Here is a 25,227-nt window from a genome sequence, read left to right on the forward strand (position 1 = left end):
CGTCGAATGGGCGCCCGAGAGGGCGTCCATTCGCGTTTCCGGGACTTCTCACCGCAGGGGTGCACGCTCGGGCGTTCCGCGCAACCCCCGAGCCGTGAGCGCCGAGTCTGTCTAGCGTCGATTGCAGAGGCGGTATCGCGTCTCCCGATCGAAGGGGAGCAGATGGGCACCATCACTCGCATAGTGTTCGACGACGAAGAGTTCGTGCTCACCGCCGCGCAGGATCTGGTCGACCTCATGGGAAAGATCGAGACGGCTGCCCGCACGCGCCCCACCTTCGTCGGCTTCTCCGCCCGCACCGGCATGATGAGCGTCCTGGTCTGCGCCGCGACGCGGGTGAAGGTCACAGTGGAGCCGCGACAGGAGCGGGATGATCGGCCGCTCGTGCCTGCAGATCCGTCACTCGAGTGGGACTACTGACGCTCACGAGGGAAAGCGAAAGGCCCTCTGACCTGGATTTCTCCGAGTCAGAGGGCCTTTCATTTGTTGCGGGGACAGGATTTGAACCTGCGACCTCCGGGTTATGAGCCCGGCGAGCTACCGAACTGCTCCACCCCGCGGCACAAGAAGAAACTTATCACGGATTCTGAGGGTGCGCGAATCGAGGCGGGAACCCATGCCGGGATCGACGCGATGCGGGAGGATGGGGAGCATGCCAGAGAACTCTGCCGCAGTCCCCGTCGCCGTCTGCCAGTTCGCTCCGACCGCGTCCCGGGCGGACAACCGCGAGCGCATCGCGCAGCTGACGGCGGATGCGGCGGCGCGGGGCGCCACGCTGATCGTGTTCCCCGAGTACTCCAGCTACTTCGTGGATCCGATGGATGCGACCCTCGCCGAGAACGCCGAGACTCTGGACGGCGAGTTCGTGTCGACGCTGACGGCGCTGGCCGCCGACTACGGCGTCGTGATCGTGGCGGGGCTCGCCGAGCGCGCCTCGGATTCCACACACGTGCGCAACACGGTCGTGGCGGTGCGCGGCGACGGTGTCCTCGCCACCTATCGCAAGCAGCACCTGTACGACGCGTTCGGTCAGACCGAGTCCGACTGGGTCGAAGCGGGGGAGACCGGGATCGCTGCGACGTTCGAGCTCGCCGGCATCCGTTTCGGTCTGATGACCTGCTACGACCTGCGGTTCCCCGAGGTCTCGCGCACGCTGATGGACGCGGGTGCGGATGCCTTGGTCGTGCCCGCCGAATGGGTGCGCGGCCCGCTCAAGGAGCACCACTGGACGACGCTTCTCGCCGCACGGGCGATCGAGAACACCGCCTACGTGATCGCCGCCGACCATCCGACGCCGATCGGGGTCGGACATTCACAGATCGTGGACCCTCAGGGCGTCGTGCTGGCGGGGGTCGGGACCGCGGAGGGCATAGCGGTCGCCGCGGTCGAGCGCGCCGGGATCGACAGGGTCCGCGCCGTCAACCCGTCTCTGCGTGTGCGCCGTTATTCGGTGGCTCCGCGCTGAACGGCCGTGGACGGCCGGTGCGCGGCTCAGCGGCTGTTCAGAAGCTCGAGGCGAGGCGTGAGGCCGCTTCTTCGAGCACGGCCACCTGCTTGCACGCGGCGAAGCGCACCAGTCCCGCGTAGTCGCCGCGCCGATCCTCGGAGACGAATGCGGTGAGCGGGATCGCCACGACTCCGGCGCGCTCCGGGAGCTCGCGGCAGAACCGTGCCGCATCCGCCCCTCCGAGAGCGGTGGCGTCGGCCACCGTGAAGTAGCCGCCCTGTGGCGGGTGAACCGTGAAACCGGCGGCTCGGAGGCCGGATCCGAGGATCTCGTGCTTCGTCGCCAGAGCCTCAGCCGCCCCGGTGAAGTAGTCGTCGGGGAGGCGCAGCCCCACAGCGATCGCCGGTTGGAACGGCGAGCCGTTCACATACGTCAGGTACTGCTTCACCGTGAGCACGGCCGTGATGAGATCTCCGGGGCCGTGCACCCAGCCGATCTTCCAGCCGGTCGCCGAGAACGTCTTTCCCCCGGACGAGATCGTCAGCGTGCGCTCGGCGCCTCCGGGGAGTGTGGCCACGGGCGTGTGCGGAGCGTGGAAGGCGAGGTGCTCGTAGACCTCGTCCGTGACGATGATCGCGTCGTGCAGCTCGGCGAGTCGGATCACCTCGGTGAGCACCGTACGGTCGAAGACGGCTCCGGTCGGGTTGTGCGGATCGTTGATCAGGATGATCCGCGTGCGATCCGTGACGGTGGCGGCGAGTCGATCGAGGTCCGGCTGGAAGTCGGGAGCCCGCAGAGGCACGGTGCGCAGCCGGGCGCCGGCCAGAGCGACTGCCGCGGCATAGGAGTCGTAGTAGGGCTCGAACACGACGACCTCGTCGTCGGGGCCGTCGATCAGGGCGAGCAGCGTCGCCGTCAACGCCTCGGTGGCGCCGGCGGTCACGATCACCTCGCGAGCCGGGTCCACCTCGAGTCCGTAGAAGCGCCACTGGTGCTCGCTGATCGCCGAGAGGAGGTCGGGGATGCCCCGCCCCGGCGGATACTGGTTGGCCCCGCGGGCGATGGCCTCGCGAGCGGCGTCCAGCACCTCGGAGGGGCCGTCCTCATCGGGGAATCCCTGTCCGAGATTGATCGCTCCGGTTCGGGCCGCGGCAGCGGACATCTCTGCGAAGATGGTGGGCGCGACGCTTCCGTCGGGTGCGAGCAGACCGGCTCCCGCTGCCGTGCGCCGCCATGCGCCTGGGATGACACTCATGAAGAACAGGCTAAGGGCATAGGTGAAACTCATCTTCGCCATACGAAACGCACAGATACACGCGCCATTCTGAAGGAGCGTCGTTGAAGGAGCACACACCATGAACGAAGACAACACCCAGGACCACTCGGTACCCGCGTCGAACGATGCGGTGCCGTCCACCGAGGCAGCAGAGGTCGTCGACCGTTCGACGACGGATGCCGCCGCTGAGAACCCCGGCAACGCTGCCGCGTCAGGATCGCACCAGGGGCACGAGGTTCCACCGACGTTCGCGTCGACACCCGCCCCGCACCACGCTGCGCCGAGCGTGCCGGAGACGACCTCTGCATCGCAGGCGTCCGCCCCCACGGCGCCGCAGGTTCCCGCTCCGGTGTTCGAGGCCCCCGCGGCCCACGTGCCGCCGGCCGCGCAGACGGTTCCGCAGCCGTACTTCGGCGCTCCCGGACAGCAGGCGCCCGGTCATCAGGCACCCGCTCACCCCGGCGCTGCCACGGCCACGGCGTCCGGAGCGGCGTTCGGCATCCACACCGCGCAGTCGGGGCAGCCCGCCGACGGTACGACCAAGGTCAAGAGCCAGAAGCCCCGGGCCGGCGTCAAGTTCGCCGCGATCGTGGTCGCCGCAGCCCTCGTCGGCGGTGTCGCCGGCTTCGGCGGAGGCGCCCTCCTCAACGGCATCTCGAACCAGAACTCGACAGGGGTCGCCCAGGGCCCTGACACCGTCACGGTGAACAACCCCGGTTCCGTCAACGAGACGACGGCGGTCGCGACCGCGGCGCTGCCGTCGGTCGTCACGATCGAGGTGGCGGGCTCGGACCAGGCCGGCAGCGGCTCCGGCGTGATCATCAGCGACGACGGCTACGTGCTGACGAACACTCACGTCGTGACCCTCGGCGGGGCTGTCGCCGACCCGACGATCCGTGTCACGACCTCGGACGGACGCATCTTCACGGCGACCGTCGTGGGCACGGACCCGATCTACGACCTCGCGGTCATCAAGCTCGAAGGGGCGTCGGATCTGACGCCCATCGACTTCGCCGATTCGTCGAAGCTCAATGTCGGAGACACCGCGGTCGCGCTCGGTGCCCCGCTCGGACTGTCGAACTCCGTCACGACGGGCATCGTCAGCGCGCTCAACCGCAGCATCCAGATCGCGTCGTCCGCTCTTCCCGACTCGTCGTCCGAGGACGCTCCGCAGGAGGAGCAGACACCGGACGAGGGCGAGGGACAGGGCCCGTTCCAGTTCGATCTGCCGGGCAACACCTCGCAGCAGAGTTCGGAGTCCATCTCGATCGCCGTGATCCAGACCGATGCGGCGATCAACCACGGCAACTCCGGCGGTGCCCTCGTGAACAGCAAGGGCGAGCTGATCGGCATCAACGTGGCGATCGCCAGCTCGGGCAGCTCGGAGGAGTCCGGCTCCATCGGCATCGGATTCGCCATTCCGGCGAACATCGCCCAGCGCGTCTCGGAAGAGATCATCGCCGGCGGTGTGGCGAGCCACGGTCTGCTGGGTGCATCGGTCCGCGACGCGGCCTCGGTCGAGAACGCCGAGGTCGCGGGTGCGTACATCGCCGATGTCACCGACGGTGGCGCCGCCGCAGCCGGCGGTCTCAAGGCCGATGACATCGTCACCGCCTTCAACGGTGTGCCGATCACGAGCGCGAGCGACCTGACCGCTCAGGTCCGTGCTGCCGCTGCCGGCAGCGACGCGAAGGTCACCTACATCCGCGGTGGCAAGGAGTACGAGATCGACGTGACGCTGGGAGAGCTCGCAGGCTGACCGTCGGAACCCCGCTCTCAGAGAAGGACGCCACCCCGCGATAGGCTCGCGGGGTGGCGTCCTTCTCTTTCGGCTCCGGCAATGCGGCCAAGCTGCTTCGGATCCCTCTCTACCTCGCCGGACGCGTCGGCACGCTTCTCGTGCCCCGAGGCACCCGCTGGGTCTTCGGCTGCGGAGCGGGCGTAGGTGACGGTGCTCTCGCGCTGCAGCGTCATGCTGCGGCGGAGGGTCACAAGACGCTGTGGCTCACGTCATCGGACCGCGAGGACCTCGACGCGGCAGCGCTGGGCCTCCCGACCGTTCGCAAGGCCAGTCTGCGCGGGTGGTGGGTCACGGCCCGCGCCGGCGTCGTCGTGGTGACCCACGGTCTCGGTGACGTTAATCGCTATGCGATCTCCGGCGCCTTCGTCGTGCAGCTGTGGCACGGCATCCCGCTCAAGCGCATCGGCCTGGATTCGCCCGCGACCACTCAGGTTCCCGACGTCCCCGGAGCTCCGGTGCTCCGACGTCTGATCGGCATCCTGTACCGGCGGGCCGCCCAGCGGATCCGCGTGCTGCCGGCGGCCTCTCATCGCTCCCGGGGGCGACTGGAGTCCGCATTCGCGCTCGGTGACGCTCGCGTCGTGGTCACCGGAGAGCCCCGTGTCGACGTCCTGTCCGCCGGTGAACCGCACGAGCGGCGAGCCTCCGCATCCGCGCTGCTCGGCTGCGTGCTCGGCGATCTGCCACGCGTTTCTCGGACGATCCTGTACGCCCCGACCTGGCGCGACGGTGCGGCCGACCCCGCGGTCCCGGATGCCGCTCAGTGGGTGCAGATCATCCGCGTATTGGAAGAGCATGACGCTGTTCTGCTGGTGCGCTCCCACCCCCTCGGCGAGGGCGGATACGCGCCGTCGTTGCCGAGCAGACGGGTACGGATGCTCGGGGCCGGCCTCCTGCCCGACATCACGCCCGCGCTCCCGGCGATCGACGTCCTGATCACGGACTACTCCTCGCTCGCCTACGACGTGGGACTGCTCGGCATGCCGGTGCTCTACCTGGCGCCGGACGCCGAGCAGTACGCCCGCACGCGGGGCTTCTACGGTCGCTTCCAGGACGTGGCAGGAGACGACGCCGCGACGGACTGGGATTCCCTCCTCGTGCAGCTGTCGGCGTTGCTGGACGATGACGGCGTGTTCGCCGCGAGGTCGCAGCATTCCGCTACGCTCAGCGCGGAGATGCACGCGTTCCGTGATGGACGCAACACCCGGCGCGTGTACGAGACGATCCGTGCGCGAGGCATCCCCGCGCCGAAGGGAGCAGCATGACGACGGCCCGCATCGATGAGACGGCAGAGTCGCTGATCATCGCAGGGGCAGGTCACCGTCCCGCCACCGCGCAGCTGATCGGGCCGCGTGCCCGAGTCGATGCTCGCATCACCGGTGGCGGCAAGACGTGGAAGGCCACGTTCGCGCTCCGTGCATCGCGATGGGGCGGCCCTGAGCTTCCTCTGCCGGCGGGCGACTACGAGATCCGCATCCCCGACGTCGACCTCGATGGTCTGCACATCGGCCCCGACGTGCTGACCGGCGTCCGAGTGGCCGTCGACGGTGCGACCGTCCGTATCGCCGCGCCGGTCGACCCCGCGTACGAGTCGCCGGAAGGTCAGGCCACGCTGGAAGGACGCTACCTCGCACATCAGGGCGCGACAGAGAATGCGGTCTTCTTCGAGAGCTTCTACGGGCGCAGCGTCGGCTGCAACCCCCAGGCGATCGACCGAGCGCTCTCAGCGCAAGCACCCGACGTCGTGCGCTACTGGAGCGTCGTAGACCTCTCGGTGGCGGTCCCGGAGGGCGCGATCGCCGTCGTCGAAGGGAGCCCCGAATGGTGGCGCGCCCGCGCGGCGGCGCGACTGCTGATCGTGAACGACTGGCTGCGACGTCGATTCGCGCGCAAGCCCGGGCAGCGTGTGCTGCAGACCTGGCACGGAACGCCGCTCAAGCGCCTGGCGCTGCATCGACCGGGGTTCGATCCCCGCCGTGCGGCCGCCGTCGTCAAGGAGTCCCGCCGCTGGGACGTGCTGCTCGCGCAGAACACCTATTCCGAGCGTATTCTCCGCAAGGCATACGCGTTCCTCGGGCGGCCCGTCTGGGTCGAGGGGTACCCGCGCAACGACGCCCTCGTGACAGGGGATCCCGCTGCGATCCGCGCTGCCCTCGGCATCGGCGAGGGCGAGCGCGTCTTGCTGTACGCGCCGACGTGGCGTGACGACCGCACGGAGATGGTCGACTTCATCGACCCCGAGGAGCTCGCCAGGACGACCGACTCGGTGGTGCTCGTGCGGGGGCATTCACGCACGATCGAGACCGACCGCGACCGTGCCGGCGCGCGGGTGATCGACGTCACCGGGTATCCCGAGACCTCCCAGCTGCTGCTCGCTGCCGATGCCCTGATCACCGACTACTCCTCGGTGATGTTCGACTTCAGCGTCACGGGCAAGCCGATGTACTTCCTCGTGCCGGACCTGGATCACTACCGCGGGAAGCTCCGCGGGTTCTACTTCGATCTCGAGACACGGGCCCCTGGGCCGCTTCTGCACACGCAGGACGAACTCGTCACCGCGCTGGCGGACCGAGGGCACGTGAGCGCCTTCGCCGAGCGCTATGCGGCGTGGAAGGCTCAGTTCAACGCCAGGGACGACGGTCATGCGGCCGAGCGGGTGGTCGCGCGCATCCTCGACCAGGGGTACGTCACCCGCTGACCGGGCCGGAACGCTCGTCGGTAAGGTCAGGACAGGACGGGGCGGAGCCGGACTACGGGAGGGGCGTGTTGCGCGTGCCGAGCCTCGACGCGTCCACGGTGTCGCCGGCGCCTCGCAGAACTCCGCCGAGGAAGCCGAGACCCCAGGAGAGATGCATGGTCGGCAGCACAGCCAGTGTCCACAGCCGCTGACGGAACCGTCCACCGCCCGGCAGTGACGCGACGGCGATCACCAGCAGCACATAAGCCAGCAGGGGCAGATAGACGACGGCCGAGATGATCGAGGAGATCAGGCCGGTGATCGCTCCGGTCACCTGCAGGATCCCCACGACCATGACCATCGCGACGAGCACCACCAGAGCCGGGGGAGCGAAGAAACGGATGCCGTTGCGGCGGCCGTACCGGCGCACGAGCTCTCCGCGCCAGGCGCCGGTGGCTCGGAACTGCCGTGCCAGTCGCAGCCAGCTCTCGCGGGGCCAGTAGGTGACGGAGAGGCTCGGGTCGAACCAGACCAGGTGACCGGCCTGGCGGATGCGCAGATTGAGCTCCCAATCCTCACCGCGCCGGATCGACTCGTCGAAGAGCCCGACCTCCTCGATCACCGCGCGGCGCATCACTCCCAGATAGGCGGACTCCGCCTCGCCCTCCTGCGTGCCGCCGTGGTAGGCGCCGCCCCCGAGTCCGACGGGGGAGTTGTACAGGCGCGCGACCGCCCTCTGGAAGGGACTCCGTCCGTCTGCGTGCATGACGCCTCCGACGTTGGCCGCTCCCGTGCGCTCGAGCGTCTCCAACGCGCGCGCCGCGTATCCGGGGGAGAGCTCCGAGTGTGCGTCCACGCGGACGATCGTGTCGTAGCGACTGGCGCGGATCGCGGCGTTCAACCCGACCGGGATGTGCGCCGCAGGGTTGTCGACGAGGCGGATCCTGTCGTCCTGCGCGGCGAGACGCTGCGCGAGTTCGGTCGTGCCATCCGTGGAGGGGCCGAGCGCGAGCACGAGCTCGGCCGGCACCGACAGCTCCTGCGTGAGCACCGAGCTGATCGCGTGCTCCAGATAGGCACGCTCGTTGAGCACGGGCATGACGAACGACACCCCGGTCTCGGGAACGTCGATGTCATTGTCAGGCACATGACGATCATGGCATGTGCTTCTCGGACGTTCGCTGATTCGCGACGCCCGCACTCGGTATCCTGGAGGGATGGGTGCAGTGTCCGATGCGAAGAAGGCCTACCGTCTGCTGAAGCGGGCGCTCGCCTCGCGCAAGGCCGTGCAGCGGGTCAGGCGGCGCCTGGCCGACCAGGAGCCGCACCCGACCGAGCACTACAAGGTCGCCGTCTACTTCGCGGACGGCGCGGTCAACATGTACCAGATGCGACAGTGGTACAGCCCGCTGAAAGAGCTCGCGAAGCGCTGGCCCGTGGTGGTGCTGTCCCGCTCCGCCACCGGAGCCGACAAGCTCCTCGACGAGGACGGTCCGCCTGTCGCGTTCGTCCCGACCGTGCGCGACCTCGAACGGTTCATCACCGCGCAGGACATCCGGATCGTGCTCTACGTGAACCAGAACACGCGCAACTTCCAGATGTTCCGCTACGGGCGGCGCTGGCACGTGTTCATCAACCACGGCGAGTCCGACAAGATGTACATGACCACGAACCAGTACAAGGCATACGACTACGCCTTCGTCGCAGGTCAGGCCGCACGCGATCGTCTGTCCCGCACGCTCTGGGACTGGGACATCGACCACCGCACGATCGAGATCGGCCGGCCGCAGGCGGATCACTACTCCGGCACGCTGCCCTACACGCCCGACGCTCGCACCGTCGTGCTGTACGCGCCGACCTGGGAGGGCGACCGCCCGAGCGCCCACTACGGCTCGATCGCGACGCACGGCGAGGCGCTGGTGACGGCGCTGCTCGCCTCGGACAGCCACCGCGTGATCTACCGCCCGCATCCGCGCAGTGGCGTGGTCGACGATGCGTACGGCGCGGCGCATCGGCGGATCATCGCCGAAATCGCCGCGGCGAACGCCGCTGATCCGGCGGCGCAGCACGTGCACGACGACGGCGCGGACCTCGGATGGCAGCTCGCCGCGGCCGATGTCGCGATCGTCGACATCTCGGCCATGGTCTACGACCGTCTGGCTGTCGGGAAGCCGTTGATGATCACACGTCCCGCCGATGAGCGCGCGTCGATCGACACCAACGGCTACCTCTCGGACTGCGAGTGGTTGAGCGTCGATGCCGCGTCGGACATCGTCGCGGAGGTCGAGCGTGTCCGCGCCGATGAGGCGGCCATCGCCCGTCTCCGCATGTGGGTGCAGCATTACTTCGGCGACACGACGCCCGGCGTCGCCACCGAGAAGTTCCATGCCGCGATCGATCAGCTCATGCAGAAGTGGGATCACTGGCAGGCGCACGAGATCGGCTCTGTGCGCACCGACGAGGACGATGACGACGAAGAGGCCGACGAGGAAGAGGTCTGACGGTGGACCTTCCACTCTCTCGTACCGTCGCCTCGCGGCTCCACGTGCTGCCCGAAGCGGGCTCGACGAACGCGGTCCTTCGGGAGCGGTCCGTCGACCCGCAGGTCTGGCCGCACCTCTCCGTGCTGCTCACCGACAACCAGACGGCGGGCCGCGGACGACTCGATCGCACGTGGACGGCTCCGGCCGGGGCCTCTCTTGCTGTCTCGGTGCTGCTGCGGCGGCTCCCGTCCGACATCGATGCCCGAGGATGGATACCCCTCGCCGCCGGTGTCGCGATGGCTGATGCCATCGCCGAACAGCTGCCCGAGCACGAGGTGGCGGTCAAATGGCCGAATGACGTGCTGGTCGACGGGCGCAAGATCTGCGGCATCCTCGCCGAGGCCACGCACGACGCGGTGATCGTCGGCACCGGTGTGAACACGGCGATGACGGCATCGGACCTGCCGGTTCTCACCGCGACGTCCTTCGCCGTCCTGGGTGCAGAGATCGATGCCGACCGTCTTCTCTCGGCGTACCTGCGCGAACTCGACACCCTGATCGCGGCGCTCGCCGCGGCAGGGGACGCGGTGTCGAGCGGACTGCATGCGGCGGCGTCCGATCGCTGCGCGACCATCGGTCTAGACGTGCGGGTGTCGCTCCCCGGGGAACGAGTCCTCATCGGGACGGCCACGGCGCTGGATCCGGACGGGCGACTTATCGTGCGACACGACGGCATCGAGACCGCTGTCTCGGCCGGTGACGTGGTGCACGTCCGACCGGCGTGACTCTGACACGCCCGGGCGCGCAGACGCCGATGTCCGCGGTTACGGGCACAATGGAGGGGTGACCCAGCCCGTGACTCTCGGCGGTAGGCCGACGATGCCACCGCCAGGCGTGCCCACAGAGGAACTGCTCATCGCGCGGTTCCGGGCCCATGCACGACGGCTGTTCTGGTCGGCGCTGATTCTGATCGCGGCTTTCGGGGCCACTGCCTACTTCTACGACAACCTGCCGGCGCCGTTCGAGAACTGGATGCTGCTCGCTGCGGCGGGCGCGCTGGTGCTGCTGCTCGTGGTCGTGCCATACGTCATCTGGTACTCGCGATCGGTGACGGTCACCACGCGCCGGGTCATCGTCAACCACGGCATCGGCGCACGCAACCGGCGGGAGATGTCGCACGCCCGCGGCTACACGATCGGTGTGCGACGCGGCGTGCTGCAGCGCATATGGGGTGTCGGGACGATCACGCTCTCGAACGGGGTCGACGCACCTCTGCGGCTCGCCAACGTGCCCAACGTCACACTCGTGCACGAGACGCTGGCCGACCAGATCGAAGTGAGTCAGATCCTCGCTCACCGTGACGCGCAGTCGGGGTCGGACGGATACCCCGGGTCCTGAGCGCGGACGATCGCCTCAGCGATCAGCAAGAGACGTGTGATCCGTGCTCGCGCCGATGCGCGAGAATGGTCAGGACGAATGGAGGCGGCACATGGCGCTGCGCGTTGGCGTGATCGGTGGAGGCCAGCTGGCCAGGATGATGATCGCCCCGGCGGTCGAGCTCGGACTCGACCTGCGGGTGCTCGCTGAAGACGAGGGCATGTCGGCGCAGCTCGCGGCGACCGCGGTCGGCGACTATCACGACCTCGAGGTGGTGCGCGCCTTCGTGAAGGACGTCGACGTCGTCACCTTCGACCACGAGCATGTCCCGCAGGAGATCCTGCGGGCGCTGGTCGCCGATGGTGTCGCCGTGCACCCGGGCCCGGATGCGCTGCAGTTCGCCCAGGACAAGCTGGCCATGCGTGCTCGTCTCGCCGATCTCGGCGTGCCGCAGCCCGACTGGGCACCGGTGCGTGACGTCGCAGAGCTGCAGGCCTTCCTCGACGATCATGAGGGGCAGGGCGTCGTCAAGACTCCGCGCGGCGGGTACGACGGCAAAGGCGTCCGCGTCGTCCGTGCCGCAGCAGAGGCTCAGGACTGGTTCGACGGTCTCGCCGACGGTGAAGCGCTGCTGGTCGAGGAGCTCGTCGGGTTCGTGCGTGAGCTCGCGCAGCAGGTGGCACGCCGCCCCAGTGGTCAGATCGTCGCCTACCCTGTCGTCGAGACCGTGCAGCGTGACGGCGTGTGTGCCGAGGTCATCGCTCCCGCGCCGCGGGCCGGCGAGCGTCTGGTCCAGGTGGCCGGCGAGATCGGCCGGTCTATCGCCGAGGGGCTCGGCGTCACCGGCATGCTCGCTGTCGAGCTGTTCGAGACCGACGATGAGCGGATCCTCGTGAACGAACTCGCGATGCGCCCTCACAACAGCGGCCACTGGAGCCAGGACGGCGCCGTGACCGGACAGTTCGAGCAGCATCTGCGAGCCGTCGCGGATCTTCCCCTGGGAGACACGACCCCGCGGGCTGCGTGGTCGGTCATGGTGAACATCCTCGGAGGTCCGAAGGAGGGGGCACTCGGCGACCGCTTCGCCGGTGCGATGAGAGAGCATCCGACCGCCAAGATCCACACCTACGGCAAGTCTCCGCGTCCTGGCCGCAAGGTGGGCCACGTGAACGTCTCCGGTGATGACCTCGACGACGCCGTGTACGTCGCCAGGGCGGCAGCGGCTCACTTCGACTGAGGGTGTTCCAGAGGTGTGCCGTTCGGGGGTTCTCCCAGCAGTAGACCGTAGCCTGAGTGGGTGACTGAGCCATTGCACTCCTCCGCAGCGCCCCTCGTCGGTGTCGTCATGGGTTCCGACTCCGACTGGCGAGTGATGAGCGATGCCTCTCAGTCGCTGACCGACTTCGGGATCCCGCATGAGGTGGAGGTCGTCTCGGCGCACCGCACGCCCGACAAGCTCACGAAGTATGCGCGGGAAGCCCGGGCGCGCGGCGTCCGCGTGATCATCGCCGGTGCCGGTGGCGCCGCGCATCTTCCGGGCATGCTCGCGTCGATGACGGCGCTGCCGGTCATCGGCGTCCCGGTGCCGCTGGCCTATCTCGACGGTATGGACTCGCTCCTGTCGATCGTCCAGATGCCCGCCGGGATCCCGGTGGCCACCGTGTCGATCGGGGGAGCGCGCAACGCAGGAATCCTCGCCGCGCGGATCCTGGGAACGTCCGACGACGACCTCGCCGACCGCGTCGAAGCCTATGCGCTCGACCTCGAAGCTCAGGTCGAGGAGAAGAACGAACGGCTGAAGGGGTCGCTGTGACCCTTGCCCCGCCGCGCGGGTCGGCGCGACCGCTGATCGAGACGCGCCCGCTGAGGAATCCGGATCCGTCTGACGCCGGGACGATGACCAAGCGCGGCTGGTGGCTGGTGCTGCTGAACGTGCTGGTGCCGGGTTCGGCTCAGGTGCTCGCGGGCAACCGCAGACTCGGGCGCTTCGGCCTGGGTGCCACGCTTCTCGCGTGGTTCCTGGTGATCGTCGGCGCGGGCCTCGCACTCTTCGCGCGCCCGGTGCTGCTGTGGCTCACCGTCGGCGGCGGCTGGTTCTCGGCCGTGATCCTCACTCTGGTGCAGGTGCTGATCATCGCCTATATCGTGCTGTGGCTCGTTCTCACCTTCGACGTGCTCCGGCTCGTGCGGATCGTCAGGATCCCCGGCCCGTCGAAGTTCGCCATTCCTCTCGTCGCACTTCTGCTGCTCGGGCTGGTCGGCACGGGCATGGGCTACGCGGCGTCGTACGTCGGAACCGCGCGCGGCACCATCAGCACGATCTTCGGTCAGAGCGGGCCCAGCCTGCCGCCGAGCGAGGGGTATTACAACATCCTCCTGCTCGGTGCTGACAGTGGAGACGGCCGCGACTCGATGAGATTCGACAGCATCTCGGTCGTCTCGGTGAACGCGACGACCGGCGCCGTCACCATCACGGGTATCCCTCGCGAGCTCCCGAACGCGCCGTTCAGCGAGGGCAGCCCGATGCAGGCGCTGTACCCGAACGGCTTCGAGGGCCACAGCTCGAGTTCCTGCGGATGGAACGGCTGGATGAATCACGTGCGCAACGCCGCCGAGATCTGCCGGGAGGACAACGGTCAAGGCCTGTACCCCGACGCTGCAGCTCATGGCTCGGATCCGGGCATCGAGGCGACGAAGGATGCCGCAGAGGGGGTTCTCGGCATCGAGATCCCGTACTACGTCTTCGTGGACATGCACGGTTTCGCGGCCCTCGTCGACGCGCTCGGCGGTGTGGACATCAATGTCACGGAGCGGCTGCCCAAGGGCGGGCCGCCGGAGGGCACAGACCCGCACGACGTGGACGCGTGGGCGATCGGGTGGATCGAGGTCGGCCAGCAGCACATGAACGGTGATACCGCCCAGTGGTACGCACGATCGCGATACACGACGAGCGACTGGGACCGCATGAAGCGCCAGCGCGAACTGCAGGAGGCGATCCTCGCGCAGTTCACGCCGCAGACGGTGCTCACGCGCTTCAATGAAGTGGCTGCCGCCGGGACGGCGCTGATCAGCACCGATCTGCCTCAGGACAAGCTGCCGGAGTTCTTCGATCTGATGACGAAGGCCAAGGAGCAGACCATCACGACGATCGAGCTCACCCCCGAGAACGGCGTGGATGAGCACGCACCGGACTACGCGTACATCCACGACCTGATGCAGCAGACGCTGCATCCGCCGACGGAGACCCCGACGCCGACGCCCTGACAGGGGAGCGGGTGGTGGCGGTCAGCGCTCAGCGCTGAGAGAGCAACGGTCCAGGTGAGCCGGGGCACGTGGCCCGTGAGCCGTGGCTCGTGCCCGAGGGGCAGCGTGTGCGGTGGGGTGGCCTGTGCGACCGCCCGAGAATGAGGGCGCGGATCACCGCGCCATACGCCGTGGATGGTGCGATTCCCACCGCCCCGAGGGCGCGAATAAGCCCACGACCGCCACCTGAGAGTGAGAGTGGCGGTCGTGGGCCTCCGGTACGAGACCGGATTCACCAGACGACGGTGATCGGAGGGGGAGGGATCACCGTCGTCCAGTCGATCCCCGCACGAAGCGAGGATCTGACCTAGGCGCGCTTGCGGCGCACGACTCCTGTCGCGACGAGGGCTCCGCCGGCCACGAGGGCCGCGGCTCCGCCGCCGAGGATCCACGGCGACACGCTGCCGCCGGTGAGGGCGAGCTCGAACCCGCCGCCGGTGAGCGGCAGCTCCGTGCCTGCGCTCGCGACCCCGGGGTCGTGATCGCAGCTCGATGCGTCGTCGTGTCCTCTCGAGACCGTGATGGTCGCGGTGTACGAGCGCGAGCCGCTGAAGGTGAGCGCGTATGAGCCCTCCCCATCGGACGGCGGGCGGAAGGTGACGAGGAGGCTGCCGTCGGCAGCCGCCGTGTTACCCGAGATCGAGGACTCGCCGGCGTTGAGACCGGAGACCGACACTCCGACGTTCTCGGACGGCAGGAAGTACCCTGCGCCGAAGGCGACGGTCGAGACGTCGCAGATGTCGATGACAGGATCGTCGACGCCCACGCGCGGTGTATCCGAGTATGAGTCGGACGAGGCCGGAACAACCGGCGCGGCAGAGGCGACAGCAGGTGCCATGAGCACCAGTGCACCAGCAGTAAGGCTGATCGCAGCCAGTTTCTTCAGCATGATTCTCCCCAGAAATTCACGCGGAATTGCCTTCGGATACACCCCTGCATCCGACTGCATGAGTTCATCTGTCCCCACGACAGAATTGCAGAACTCAGTATTCCCCAGTGAGAATGACCCTACATCATCGGGTCGGGAAAGTCACGATGCGCAACGCAGTTCTTCGCGAGATGTGTCGGGGGTGCGGATCATCGGCGTGTGGTCCACGACGGTCAGGCGCTCTCCCGCGCCGGTCCCCTGATACTCGACGGTGATCGTCGACGACTCTCCCGGTGCCAGGAGCACGTCGTGCTGCACGGCGGAGCGCGAGCCGAGGAGGGCGGTCTGCACGACCTCCTCCTCGCCGTCGCGGTCGATGTGCGACGGCGTCGCGCCCTCCGGTCCGTACACGGTGATCAGCGTGCGCGTCGAGCCGGGGGGCACACCGTAGAAGCCGTCGGCCGTGACATACGGGGGCAGGGACGTCGCCGCGTCGGCCGGAGCGTTGTTCGTCCAGGTCACCGTCACCTGTGTCGTCGGCTCACCGTCGCACGTGCCGATCGCGGTGGAGATCGACGCATCGGTGTAGTAGTCCATCTTCCCGCCGGTGGTGGTGTTGAACAGCACGCCGACATGGGTCTCGGTGTCGTCGACGGGCAACGCTCCGCCGAGAGACGAGCCCGACAGGAGCTCCTCCTCCTCCGGGTGCGCGCTCCAGATGCGGATCCGGCCCTGGTCTGCCGACACCGCCAGCGCCGCGACCAGATCCTTCGGATCGGCCGTCGACAGCGCCGCGGACAACAGCCCCGCTGCCGCCTGGGAGAACACCGCGTCCTGAGCGGTCGGGTCCGGGATCGCCGCGTAGATCTCGGAGAGGAGCACGCTCACCACCGTCTCGGAGGTGACGGTGAAGGGGCCGAGTGTCAGCGGACCGGTCGCGGTGAGCAGGTTCTCCGTCATCACCGCGTCGACCGCGATGACGCCGTCGACCGGCTGTCCGAAGCGGTCCTGCCACCTCGTGGCGATGGCAGGTCCAGCCTCGGTGAAGTCGGGGATGCTCGTGAGGTTCTGGATGTACCGTCCCGGACGGTCTTCGAACAGGGCCACGGTCGATTCGCTGAGCGGTATCGGGGTGTCCAGTGGCGGGAAGTCAGGCACCGCGGCCTGCTGGGTGAGCGTGATTCGACCGTTCTCCGCGTGCAGCAGCGCGATCGCTCCGATGATGCCGCCGGACGAGCGCAGCTCCGCGTTGTTCTGCATCGCCAGGACGTAGTTCCGGGGACCCTCGGCGCCGAGCATGCTCGGCAGCAGTGCGGCGGCGCCGTGCAGAGAGCCGACGACCGTCGCGGCCTGGGTGACGGTCGATCTCATCTCGCGTACGGCGTCGGCGAGCGGGGGGAGAGTGGCATCGGCGTCGATGCCGAGCGCCCGATCCTCCGCGGAGCTGAGTGTGGCGCTGGCATCCGCGAGGGAGGGCTCGATCTGCGCGAAAGGCGTGAGATCGACGACTCCGCCCGACAGGCCGAGCGTCCCGAGATCGAGTTCTCCCGCAGCGTCGAGTACGGGCACGAGTGCATCGGCGGCGACATCGTCGGCGATCTCGGCGACATCGGCCACCGCCGTGAAGTTCGGCCCCAGCCACGGCACGAACCCGAACCCCTGCCAGATCGGATCCGATGTGAGGTCGTGGGCGGACTCCGCGTGATGGGCGATGCGGGCCGACAGCGAAGCGGCCTTGTCGAGATCGCCCTGGCCGATCGCCTCCTTGAGCGTGGACGACGACGTCGCGACCTGCTGCAGGTCGTTCACCGCTCCGATGCCGCGGATCGTCACCCACCCGATCGCGAGCACGAGGAACGTCACGATCACGCCGATGGCCCATCGCAACCACCGACGTCGTGCAGGCAGGCGTCCGTCACTCACCCCTGCATTCAAGCACGAAGCGGCATATCAGCGGTGGCGACGCCGAACCGGGTCTTGTACGGTCACGCTCCCGGGTTCTTCAGCCTCTGACGACTACTGTTGTCGCATGGGTGCTCGGTTGCGTGTTGTTCTGGATCAACTGACGCATGTGGTCGATCCGGATCACGCATCGGCGGCTTCGGATCTCGCGGCGGCGCTCGTGTCGACAGCCCCGTCCGGCTGCGCTGTGGAGGCGATCATCCCGGCAGGCTCCGAGGTGCGCATCCCCGGCCTCGCAGACGTGCGCAAGCTCTCTCTCGCGCGGCGCGAGCTCGCGGCGTCCTGGCAGCTGGGGATCGTCCCGGGCGTCGGGGGCGGTCTCATCCACTCCGCCACCTTGATGGCGCCCCTCGTTCGACACGATCGAGTGCACGATCATGACCAGACGACGGTCACCCTGTGGGATCTGCGTGCGTGGGAGTCGCCCGAAGTTCTGCCCAAGGCCGCTGTCGCCTGGCAGCGCGCGATGCTGAAGCGCGCGGTCAAGCACGCGGATGCGGTCGTCGTGCCATCGCACGCCGTGGGGGAGCGGCTCGCCGAGATCGTCAAGCTCAAGGGGCGCATCCGGGTCATCTCGGGCGCTGCTCCCACAGGATTCGTCGTCCCGCTCGACGCGGTCGCGCGACGCGCCTCTCTCTCCCTGCCGGCCGGATACGTCGTGCTGACCGGCACCGCGGAGTCGCTGGAGACCGGATTCCGCGCCGCTGTCGCATCCGGCAAGGACGCGGTCGTCCTCGATGCGCCGGAGGGAGCCGAGCCGCGGTTCGCAGAGATCGCAGCGGCCGCCGGGCTGCCCGAATCACGTGCGCACGTGCGCGGGTCGCTGTCTGCGGACGACCGGGCCGCGGTTTTCGCGGGTGCCTCGGCGCTGGTAGCGACGAGCGCGCTCACGGCGTGGCCGTGGCGTGTCATCGAGGCGATGACTCTCGGTGTGCCGGTGGTCGCCGTCGATAGCGGAGTGCACCGCGACGTGATTGCGGACGGCGGGGTGATCGTCGGCCCCGCGGACGTCCCCGCTGCGGTCGAGAATGCCGTCGGGGCGGACAGCAGGCATCTCGGTGTGTTGGGTGCGGATCGGTCGAGATCGTTCTCATGGCTCGGCGCCGCAGAGCGCGTGTGGGGCCTGCACGCGGACCTGTAATGGGCTGAATGCCAGCTGTGTCTTCCCAGACACGCCGACACGCCCATAGCCAAAATGCTGTAACAGTGGCATCATCTTGCAACTTCCGTCACACTGGTCACATGTCTCGACGTGCCCCACGCTCTCGAAACACCCTGAGGATGCCCCGGGTCCTCGCCACGTTCGTCGCAGTCATTGCGCTCGTGGTCGGTGTATTTGTCCCTGTCGCCTCGGTCTCGGCTGCGCCTTCTGCAACCATCGGTGCGGCCCAGGGCAGGGACATCAAGATGTCGCTGGACGGATTCGATCCGGGCAACATCATCAGCGACGCGGTCTTCACCGACCGCGGAACCATGACGGAAGCGCAGATTCAGGCGTTCTTCAACAGCAAGGTCGCCCGATGCCAGGGCGGATCGGACAAGTACGGCCCGATCATTTGTCTCAAGGACTTCACGATCACCTCGGTGAATCGGCCGGCAGACAGGTACTGCCAGGGGTACTCGGGTGCGCCCAACGAGTCGGCGGCACGCATCATCTACCGCGTGGCTCAGTCGTGCGGTATCAATCCTCAGGTGCTGATCGTGATGCTCCAGAAGGAGCAGGGCCTCGTCACTCACACCTGGCCGAGCATGAACCGCTACAACGCCGCGCTCGGACAGGGATGCCCGGACGGAGGCGTGGCCTGCGACCCGAACTACGTCGGCTTCTTCCACCAGATCTACGGCGCTGCTCGTCAGATGCAGATCTACATGGAGGGCCGTTACTTCACCTATTACGCGCCCGGCAAGACGTGGAACATCCTCTACAACCCGAACCGCAACTGCGGTAGCGCGCCCGTGTACGTGTCGAACATGGCGACCTCGGCGCTCTACTACTACACGCCCTACCAGCCGAACCCTGCGGCATTGCGTGCCGGGTACGGCGAGGGGGACGGGTGCTCGGCCTACGGCAACCGCAACTTCTACAACTACTTCACGGATTGGTTCGGATCGACGAAGTCGTCGGGTGCGCGACTTCTTCGCGATGTCTCCACCGGAGTGACGTACTTGGTGAGCGGATCCATGAAGTACCCCTTCCCGACCGCAGAGCGCGCGGTGCAGTTCAGCTGGATCTCCACCGTGCAGGACGTGACCACCGCGCAGCTCGGCGCTTTCGTCGACGGCGGATGGGCGCCGCGTGCAGTCCAGACCGACACCGGCCGGATCTATCTGCTGAACAGCGGCAGGCGATACCAGGTTCCGTCATGCGCGCAGGCACTCAACTTCGCGTGGAACTGCGCGACGCTTCCGGTGGTCTCGCAGGCGCAGGTCAACAACTACCCCGATGAGGGCTTCCTTGCCCCGTCGATCTATTCCGCGGGGACGACGTGGTTCATGCAGGGCGGGTATCGACGCGAGATCGTGGACACCTCACTGCTGCTCCAGTATGGTATCTCACCTGCAGTGAGCCTCGTCGCCGATGCGGTCGCGAGCGACTATTGGACGGGTGAGCCCGTGCTCGGACCCGCGCTCTACAGCGACGGCGGCGACAAGGCAACGACGATCCTCCCGACGGGCGCGGTCTATAACGTTCCTGCAGCTGCTCGGACCGACATGATGATCGCCTGGACTCGCAAGCTCACGCCTGAGACCTTCGCGAAGCTCAAGCCCACCGGAGACCTTCCGCTGGCGACGTACGTCGACGGCAGCAACTTCATCCTGGGTAACGACGGGTGGATCGCGGTCGATTCATACGGAAGCGCGGTCAACTTCGTCCCTCTCCCGTCCACGTCGATCAATGCCATGCCGATCGCGGCCGCGTCGAGGGGGCCGCACTTCGTCCGAGAACGCTCGAGCCTCCAGATCTACTTCGTTTCAGGAGGACTGCGGACGGTCAGCCCCGAAGAGCAGCGCTGGATCGCCGCGGCCTACGGGGTTCCCTCTACCGTGCGCATCGTCGCCGACGGGGCTCTCGGCCAAAGCTCCACACCCGCTAACCCGCTCCCGTCAAAAGGCCTTGTGAAGAGCGCCGACGGCGCTGCGTATCTCATCGACGGCGCGAATCGCTATCGTCTGAGGGACTGTTCGCAGGTGGCCAACTGGGGCGCGGACTGCGCGCAGCTTACGACCGTGACCGGATCGCAGCTGTCGCAGGCCACCGATCGCGGCTGGCTCGATCACCTGATCCGGCGCTCGGACGGCACCATCTGGCTGATCCAATCCGGCGCTCGGCGAGAGGTGCTCGATCCCTCTCTGCTCGCGCCCTACGGGATCGGCTCCTCTACGACGACGCTGACGAACTCGATTCTCGACACTCTGCCGCTCGCGGCCCCGGTGCTCGGCTCCGGGGTTTACTCAGACGGTGCATCGGGGATGATCATCGTGAACACGGCCGGCACATTCACCGTCGCGGCGGAGAACCGCGTCCCCGCGGTGACCGGAGCGGCGCGGAAGCTGTCAGCGGCGAGCTTCGCGCTGATGGTGCCGCAGGCCGCACTACCGTCGCGCATGCTCAGCGACGGTCGCGCGCTCGTGCTCACGGAGCGTGGCTGGCTGCAGGTCGATCCCGCCCACTACGGAGGAACGACGCTCTTCGCGCAGGTCGGTTCGGCGGCCTGGGGTGGGGTTCCGCTGATCCCGTTCGAAGGTCGTCCGCATTTCGTGAGGGAACGATCGACGAACCAGCAGTTCCTCGTCTCGGGCGGGGCGATCCAGCCGATCAAGGACGATGCGTCGAAGGCATGGATCGTGGCGCAGTTCGGGGTGCCAGCCACCGTGTGGGTCCTCGCGGACGGAGCGTTGAAGGGCATGGCTCTCCCCGTGGGAACGATCTTCCGCGATGCGGACACCCGTGTGCTGCTCTCAGACGGAGGCAGCTTCTTCCAGTTCACGAGCTGTGATGCCGTGGTGGCCTTCGGTGCCACCTGCGCCGACATTCCGACTGTGTCGACGGCGCAGCTCGGGATGACATCAGCGGGTACGCTTGCTCGGATCCTGCGGTCGCCGGACGGCGTCCTGTGGCTCCTCCAGCAGGGGATGAGGCGCGAGGTCCCCGATCCCGCAGTGCTCGCCGCCTACGGGATCCCCGCGACCTCGACCCCTGTTTCGAGCGCGCTGATCACCGGCGTGAAGGTGGGCACGCCCGTCGTGGCCGCAGGGCCGTATCGCGACGGCGCCGGCGCCATCCGACTGGTTCTCGCCAGCGGAAAGGTCCTGGACGTCCCGGTGGCGGCGCGAACGGACGTCCTCGTTGCGCAGGCGAAGCGGTTGACCGACGCGTCCTTCGCACAGATCCCGGGCACGGGGACCCTCTCGGTGCGTGCCGAAGCGTCGGGTGCCCACTACGTGCTGTCCTCCCAGGGGTGGCTGCGAGTTGACCCGGCCAACTACGGATCGCTCGCTTTCCCGACCGTGGCTGCGGAGGTGATCGCGGCCATCCCGGCGGGGGAGACGGCGATAGGACCTCGGTTCGTCCGCGAAATGTCGGGTGCCCAGGTCTACCTCGCCTCGGGCGGGCTGACGCCCGTCAATGCCGAGCAGCAGGCCGCCATCACGCAACTCTATGGCGTCCCCGCAGCGGTCATCGTCGTGGCAAACGGTTCGCTGCGCTGAGCCACGGAGCCCTCAGGCGCAGACAGCGAAAGGCCCTCTCCGGGAGGAGAGGGCCTTTCGCTGTCTCCCAAAAGGGAGGCCGATGAGTCTCAGGAGGCTCGGATCGGCACGACATCGGCGAGGCGCGGGTGCTCGGTGTCTTTGGCGGACAGCTCGGCTTCAGACAGCGGGACGGGCCAGGAGATGTTAACCGTCTCGTCGGCCAGATTGAGGAACGTGTACTGGGCCTCGGGCGACCAGTGCTCGTTCACCAGGTAGGTGTAGGCCGTCGAGTCCTCAAGCGTCTGGAACGCGTTCCCAACGCCTCGGGGCACGTAGACGGCGACCGATGGCGTGATGACGGTCGTGTAGACGGTTCCGAATGCGGCGCCTTCGCGGAGGTCGACCCAGGCTCCGAACACACTGCCTGTCGCCACCGAGATGAACTTGTCCCACGGCTCTGCGTGAATCCCGCGAGTCGTGCCACGGCTTTTGTTGAAGGAGATGTTGTTCTGAACCGGCCCGAGATCGGGCAGCCCTGCGGCTACCATCTTCTCGCGCTGCCAGTTCTCCTTGAACCAGCCGCGGTTGTCCCCGTGCACCGGGATGTCGATACGCAGGAGACCCTCAATGCTCGTGGAGTGGAGCGCGAGCGGAAGCTCGAAGCTCAGCGCGTCGGTGCTCACTGGCCGGTCTCTGCGTACTTCTTCTCCGTGGCCGCCTTCTGGGGGCGCCACCACTCCTCGTTCTCCCGGTACCAGCGCACCGTATCGACGATTCCCGTGGAGAAGTCGGAGTAACGCGGGGACCAGCCCAGCTCGTCGCGCAGCTTCGACCAGTCGATCGCGTACCGACGATCGTGGCCGGGGCGGTCGTTGACGAGGTCGTATGCGTCCGGGCTCTCACCCATCGCCTCGAGAATCAGCTCGATGACGTCGCGGTTCGTCTTCTCTCCATCGGCGCCGATGAGATAGGTCTCACCGATCCGGCCCGCATCCAGGATGCGAAGTACAGCGGAGGAGTGATCGTCGGCATGGATCCAGTCTCGAACGTTGAGTCCGTCGCCATAGAGTCGCGGATGGATACCGTCGATGAGGTTCGTGATCTGGCGCGGGATGAACTTCTCGACATGCTGACGAGGACCGTAGTTGTTCGAGCAGTTACTGATCGTGGCCTGAACGCCGAACGATCGCACCCATGCGCGCACGAGAAGGTCGGAGCCAGCTTTGGTGGAGGAGTAAGGGCTGGACGGGTTGTACGGAGTGTTCTCGGTGAACCGTGCGGGATCGTCGAGCTCGAGATCGCCGTATACCTCGTCCGTCGAGACGTGGTGGTAGCGGATGCCCGACTTGCGGGCGGCTTCGAGCAGCGTGAACGTGCCGATGATGTTCGTCTCGACGAACGGAGCCGGACCCGTCAGGGAATTGTCGTTGTGGGATTCAGCGGCGTAGTGCACGACCGCGTCGTGCTCGGAGAAGAGCCGACCCACGAGCTCGGCATCGCAGATGTCTCCCTCGACGAAGCGGAACCGATCCGCCGGAAGGCCGTCCAGAGAAGCACGATTACCTGCATAAGTCATCTTGTCGAGCACCGTGACGGTGTCGTCGGTGTTCTCGAGTACGTAGTGAACGAAGTTGGAGCCGATGAAGCCGGCGCCTCCGGTGACCAAGAGTCTGCGCATCCGGCAATGATACCGGAGGAGATCGAAGGGTTCCCGACAGGGCAGGGCCCGGCGCGGGACGGCGTGACGTTCAATAGGGGGCGATGCCTCGACGTTTTGCCCGCTCAGCCGCTTCTGGCAGGATGGAATGTCTTTGCTCAGAATCCGGAGGTCGCATGCTGCGCCCCGACAGGAGATCCGCGTGACCACTTTGTCTCTGGACGAGGCCCCTACTGCCCGCAGATGGGTCCACCCCGCAATTCTCATCGTGGGAGCGCTGATCGTCTTCGCGGCGCACTTCCGTCCCTGGGAGGTGGCATTCCTCGAAGAATGGCCGCTCGCCGACCTTTGGATGGACCAGGGCGGGTTCGCGTTTGCGGCCAACTTCTTCGAATGGTCGATCAGTCGCCCTCTGCACTTGGTGCCGACTGCGCTCGGCCTCGCCCTGACCGGCGGAGCGCCCCTCGGCATCTGGATCGTGCTGGGCGCTGTCGCCGCAGGACAGTTCCTCGTCGTAATGTGGGCGCTGCGTCCGGTGAGCCGTTCGTCCTGGATCAATGGAGCGATCGCCTTGTTCATCGCCCTGCATCCCCTCTGGCCCGGCGGGTTCCTGCAGAGATTCCTCCCCGCACAGACCGCCGCGCTCGCACTCTTCGTCGCCGCGGGGCTTGTGATCCGATACGTGATGCAAGGACGCATCCGGTGGATCATCTGGGCCGGAGCGTCCGTCGTCATCGGTCTCTGCGTGTATCCCGGCATCGCCGTCGCGGCTCCGATGATGGCGCTCGTCATCGCTGTGACGCTGAGGGCCTCATGGCGCCGACGTGTCATCACCGTCGTGGGCATCACGATCGCCTCGGGGCTTGTGATCCTGTACTCGCTCGTCATCGCCAAGCTCTTCGTGCCGAGCGGCGCGAGCTACGAGGCGAGCAACTTCTCTCCGGCGACGGTCGGAGGGCCGCGAGAGTTCCTCACCACCGTGGGGTCCGTTCTGCTCGACCGTGGCCTGTTCGTGCTCGCCGGGATATTCGCGATCGTCCTGCTCGGTGCCATCCTCGCGCTGAGCGGTGCCGTGCCGCACTGGGCGGGGTGGCTCATCTCGGGTTCAGCCCTCGTGAGCCCTCTCTGTGCGCTCGTGTTCTACGCGAACGCGGGTTGGCTTCAAGACATCGAGCGGGTCGCGTACGCCACCTCCCTCGGGCTCGCAGCGGCGCTATTCGTCTGGGCGATGGCGCGGACCGGGAAGCGTGTCAGACTTGAGGTCGTCATCGCTGTAGGGCTCGTGCTTGTGAGCCTTCTCGGCGCTGCGCGCGGCATCAACCGGTGGCAGCCGTACATCGCCCTCCAGCACCAGATCTTCGCTGAGCTGGCTCCTGCCGTGCACGAGGCGGAGGGCGATGAAGTCGTCCTCGTCATCGACCACTCCGGTGTCTACGGATCCGAGTACACGCTTCCCCAGCCGTACTTGAGCGCCGGCTCGCAGGTGATGAATAACGACCCCACCGTGGTCTGGCTCTGCTACCTGGAAGAGGATCCGCCCCTCGCGGGAGCGCAGGTGTGCGACGACGAGCAGATCGGCGACGATATGCGGCACGTCAATTCGTTCGATCTCCCGAGCGGGACGGTCGACATCTACGTCGGCGTGCCGGCCGAGAACCAGTGAGTTTCTCGCCGGCACCCGACT

19 protein-coding genes, 1 tRNA gene and 1 pseudogene are annotated in these 25,227 nt (G+C 67.5%); 14 read left to right on the forward strand and 7 right to left on the reverse strand.

Features of this window, described 5'->3' with window-relative positions; genetic code table 11:
- Positions 1-162 precede the first annotated feature (162 nt).
- A complete protein-coding gene (locus tag OD997_RS00635; RefSeq protein ID WP_434329911.1) occupies positions 163-420 on the forward strand; it encodes a hypothetical protein in 258 nt (85 codons plus the stop codon).
- Between the two features lie 66 nt (positions 421-486).
- Here OD997_RS00635 and OD997_RS00640 read toward each other — a convergent pair.
- A tRNA-Met gene (locus tag OD997_RS00640) sits at positions 487-560 on the reverse strand.
- Between the two features lie 92 nt (positions 561-652).
- On the opposite strand from OD997_RS00640, the gene OD997_RS00645 reads away from it, so the two are divergent.
- Positions 653-1,465 carry a carbon-nitrogen hydrolase family protein gene (locus OD997_RS00645; protein ID WP_434329912.1) on the forward strand — a complete coding sequence of 271 codons (813 nt, stop codon included), beginning with the start codon at positions 653-655 and terminating at the stop codon, positions 1,463-1,465.
- 37 nt (positions 1,466-1,502) lie between these two features.
- Here the strand turns inward: OD997_RS00645 and OD997_RS00650 are convergent, their stop codons facing one another.
- Complete coding sequence (locus OD997_RS00650) at positions 1,503-2,702, reverse strand: aminotransferase class I/II-fold pyridoxal phosphate-dependent enzyme (RefSeq protein WP_434329913.1); 1,200 nt, start codon at positions 2,700-2,702, stop codon at positions 1,503-1,505.
- A gap of 100 nt (positions 2,703-2,802) precedes the next feature.
- On the opposite strand from OD997_RS00650, the gene OD997_RS00655 reads away from it, so the two are divergent.
- Genes OD997_RS00655 through OD997_RS00665 form a run of 3 tightly spaced genes read left to right on the forward strand, consistent with a single transcriptional unit; the run spans position 2,803 to position 7,222 of the window.
- Positions 2,803-4,482 (forward strand): trypsin-like peptidase domain-containing protein, encoded by a 1,680-nt coding sequence (locus tag OD997_RS00655; RefSeq protein ID WP_434329914.1) that lies wholly within the window; start codon positions 2,803-2,805, stop codon positions 4,480-4,482.
- A 53-nt stretch (positions 4,483-4,535) separates the two neighbouring features.
- Positions 4,536-5,789 (forward strand): CDP-glycerol glycerophosphotransferase family protein, encoded by a 1,254-nt coding sequence (locus tag OD997_RS00660; protein ID WP_434329915.1) that lies wholly within the window; start codon positions 4,536-4,538, stop codon positions 5,787-5,789.
- Positions 5,786-7,222, forward strand: a complete 1,437-nt coding sequence (locus tag OD997_RS00665) for a CDP-glycerol glycerophosphotransferase family protein (protein ID WP_434329916.1) — start codon at positions 5,786-5,788, stop codon at positions 7,220-7,222. Before OD997_RS00660 ends, OD997_RS00665 begins: the two co-directional genes overlap by 4 nt.
- 52 nt (positions 7,223-7,274) lie before the next feature.
- On the opposite strand, the gene OD997_RS00670 is transcribed toward OD997_RS00665, so the two are convergent.
- Positions 7,275-8,300: a glycosyltransferase family 2 protein gene (locus OD997_RS00670; protein WP_434332303.1), complete on the reverse strand. Its 1,026-nt coding sequence runs from the start codon at positions 8,298-8,300 to the stop codon at positions 7,275-7,277.
- Positions 8,301-8,418: 118 nt separating this feature from the next.
- Here OD997_RS00670 and OD997_RS00675 point away from each other — a divergent pair, with 118 nt between their 5' ends.
- From OD997_RS00675 to OD997_RS00700, 6 genes are all read left to right on the forward strand, one after another.
- Complete coding sequence (locus OD997_RS00675) at positions 8,419-9,702, forward strand: CDP-glycerol glycerophosphotransferase family protein (protein WP_434329917.1); 1,284 nt, start codon at positions 8,419-8,421, stop codon at positions 9,700-9,702.
- A gap of 2 nt (positions 9,703-9,704) precedes the next feature.
- Positions 9,705-10,469 (forward strand): biotin--[acetyl-CoA-carboxylase] ligase, encoded by a 765-nt coding sequence (locus tag OD997_RS00680; RefSeq protein WP_434329918.1) that lies wholly within the window; start codon positions 9,705-9,707, stop codon positions 10,467-10,469.
- A 94-nt stretch (positions 10,470-10,563) separates the two neighbouring features.
- The gene (locus OD997_RS00685; RefSeq protein ID WP_434332304.1) at positions 10,564-11,082 is read left to right on the forward strand and encodes a PH domain-containing protein; all 519 of its coding nucleotides are present in this window, start codon (positions 10,564-10,566) and stop codon (positions 11,080-11,082) included.
- Between the two features lie 91 nt (positions 11,083-11,173).
- A complete protein-coding gene (locus OD997_RS00690; RefSeq protein ID WP_434329919.1) occupies positions 11,174-12,298 on the forward strand; it encodes a 5-(carboxyamino)imidazole ribonucleotide synthase in 1,125 nt (374 codons plus the stop codon).
- A 108-nt stretch (positions 12,299-12,406) separates the two neighbouring features.
- Positions 12,407-12,874 carry a 5-(carboxyamino)imidazole ribonucleotide mutase gene (purE, locus tag OD997_RS00695; RefSeq protein ID WP_434332305.1) on the forward strand — a complete coding sequence of 156 codons (468 nt, stop codon included), beginning with the start codon at positions 12,407-12,409 and terminating at the stop codon, positions 12,872-12,874.
- On the forward strand, positions 12,871-14,325 hold the full coding sequence (locus tag OD997_RS00700) for an LCP family protein (protein WP_434329920.1): 1,455 nt from the start codon (positions 12,871-12,873) through the stop codon (positions 14,323-14,325). The genes purE and OD997_RS00700 overlap by 4 nt, the downstream gene beginning before the upstream one ends.
- 346 nt (positions 14,326-14,671) lie before the next feature.
- Here the strand turns inward: OD997_RS00700 and OD997_RS00705 are convergent, their stop codons facing one another.
- Complete coding sequence (locus OD997_RS00705) at positions 14,672-15,253, reverse strand: hypothetical protein (protein WP_434329921.1); 582 nt, start codon at positions 15,251-15,253, stop codon at positions 14,672-14,674.
- Between the two features lie 141 nt (positions 15,254-15,394).
- Positions 15,395-17,155: a DUF4012 domain-containing protein gene (locus tag OD997_RS00710; protein WP_434329922.1), complete on the reverse strand. Its 1,761-nt coding sequence runs from the start codon at positions 17,153-17,155 to the stop codon at positions 15,395-15,397.
- Positions 17,156-17,303: 148 nt separating this feature from the next.
- Here OD997_RS00710 and OD997_RS00715 point away from each other — a divergent pair, with 148 nt between their 5' ends.
- The gene (locus tag OD997_RS00715; protein WP_434329923.1) at positions 17,304-18,335 is read left to right on the forward strand and encodes a glycosyltransferase; all 1,032 of its coding nucleotides are present in this window, start codon (positions 17,304-17,306) and stop codon (positions 18,333-18,335) included.
- A 140-nt stretch (positions 18,336-18,475) separates the two neighbouring features.
- Entirely contained in the window at positions 18,476-21,904 is a 3,429-nt protein-coding gene (locus OD997_RS00720; RefSeq protein WP_434329924.1) for a hypothetical protein, read from the forward strand.
- Positions 21,905-22,005: 101 nt separating this feature from the next.
- Here the strand turns inward: OD997_RS00720 and OD997_RS00725 are convergent.
- Positions 22,006-22,554, reverse strand: a pseudogene (locus tag OD997_RS00725) (dTDP-4-dehydrorhamnose 3,5-epimerase family protein); the annotation flags it as partial.
- A gap of 11 nt (positions 22,555-22,565) precedes the next feature.
- The gene (rfbB, locus tag OD997_RS00730) at positions 22,566-23,564 is read right to left on the reverse strand and encodes a dTDP-glucose 4,6-dehydratase (RefSeq protein WP_434329925.1); all 999 of its coding nucleotides are present in this window, start codon (positions 23,562-23,564) and stop codon (positions 22,566-22,568) included.
- A 181-nt stretch (positions 23,565-23,745) separates the two neighbouring features.
- Between rfbB and OD997_RS00735 the strand changes: the two genes are divergently transcribed.
- A complete protein-coding gene (locus tag OD997_RS00735) occupies positions 23,746-25,206 on the forward strand; it encodes a hypothetical protein (RefSeq protein WP_434329926.1) in 1,461 nt (486 codons plus the stop codon).
- The last annotated feature ends 21 nt before the right edge of the window (positions 25,207-25,227 follow it).

The organism is Microbacterium sp. CGR1, assembly GCF_051062835.1.
Lineage (GTDB): Bacteria > Actinomycetota > Actinomycetes > Actinomycetales > Microbacteriaceae > Microbacterium.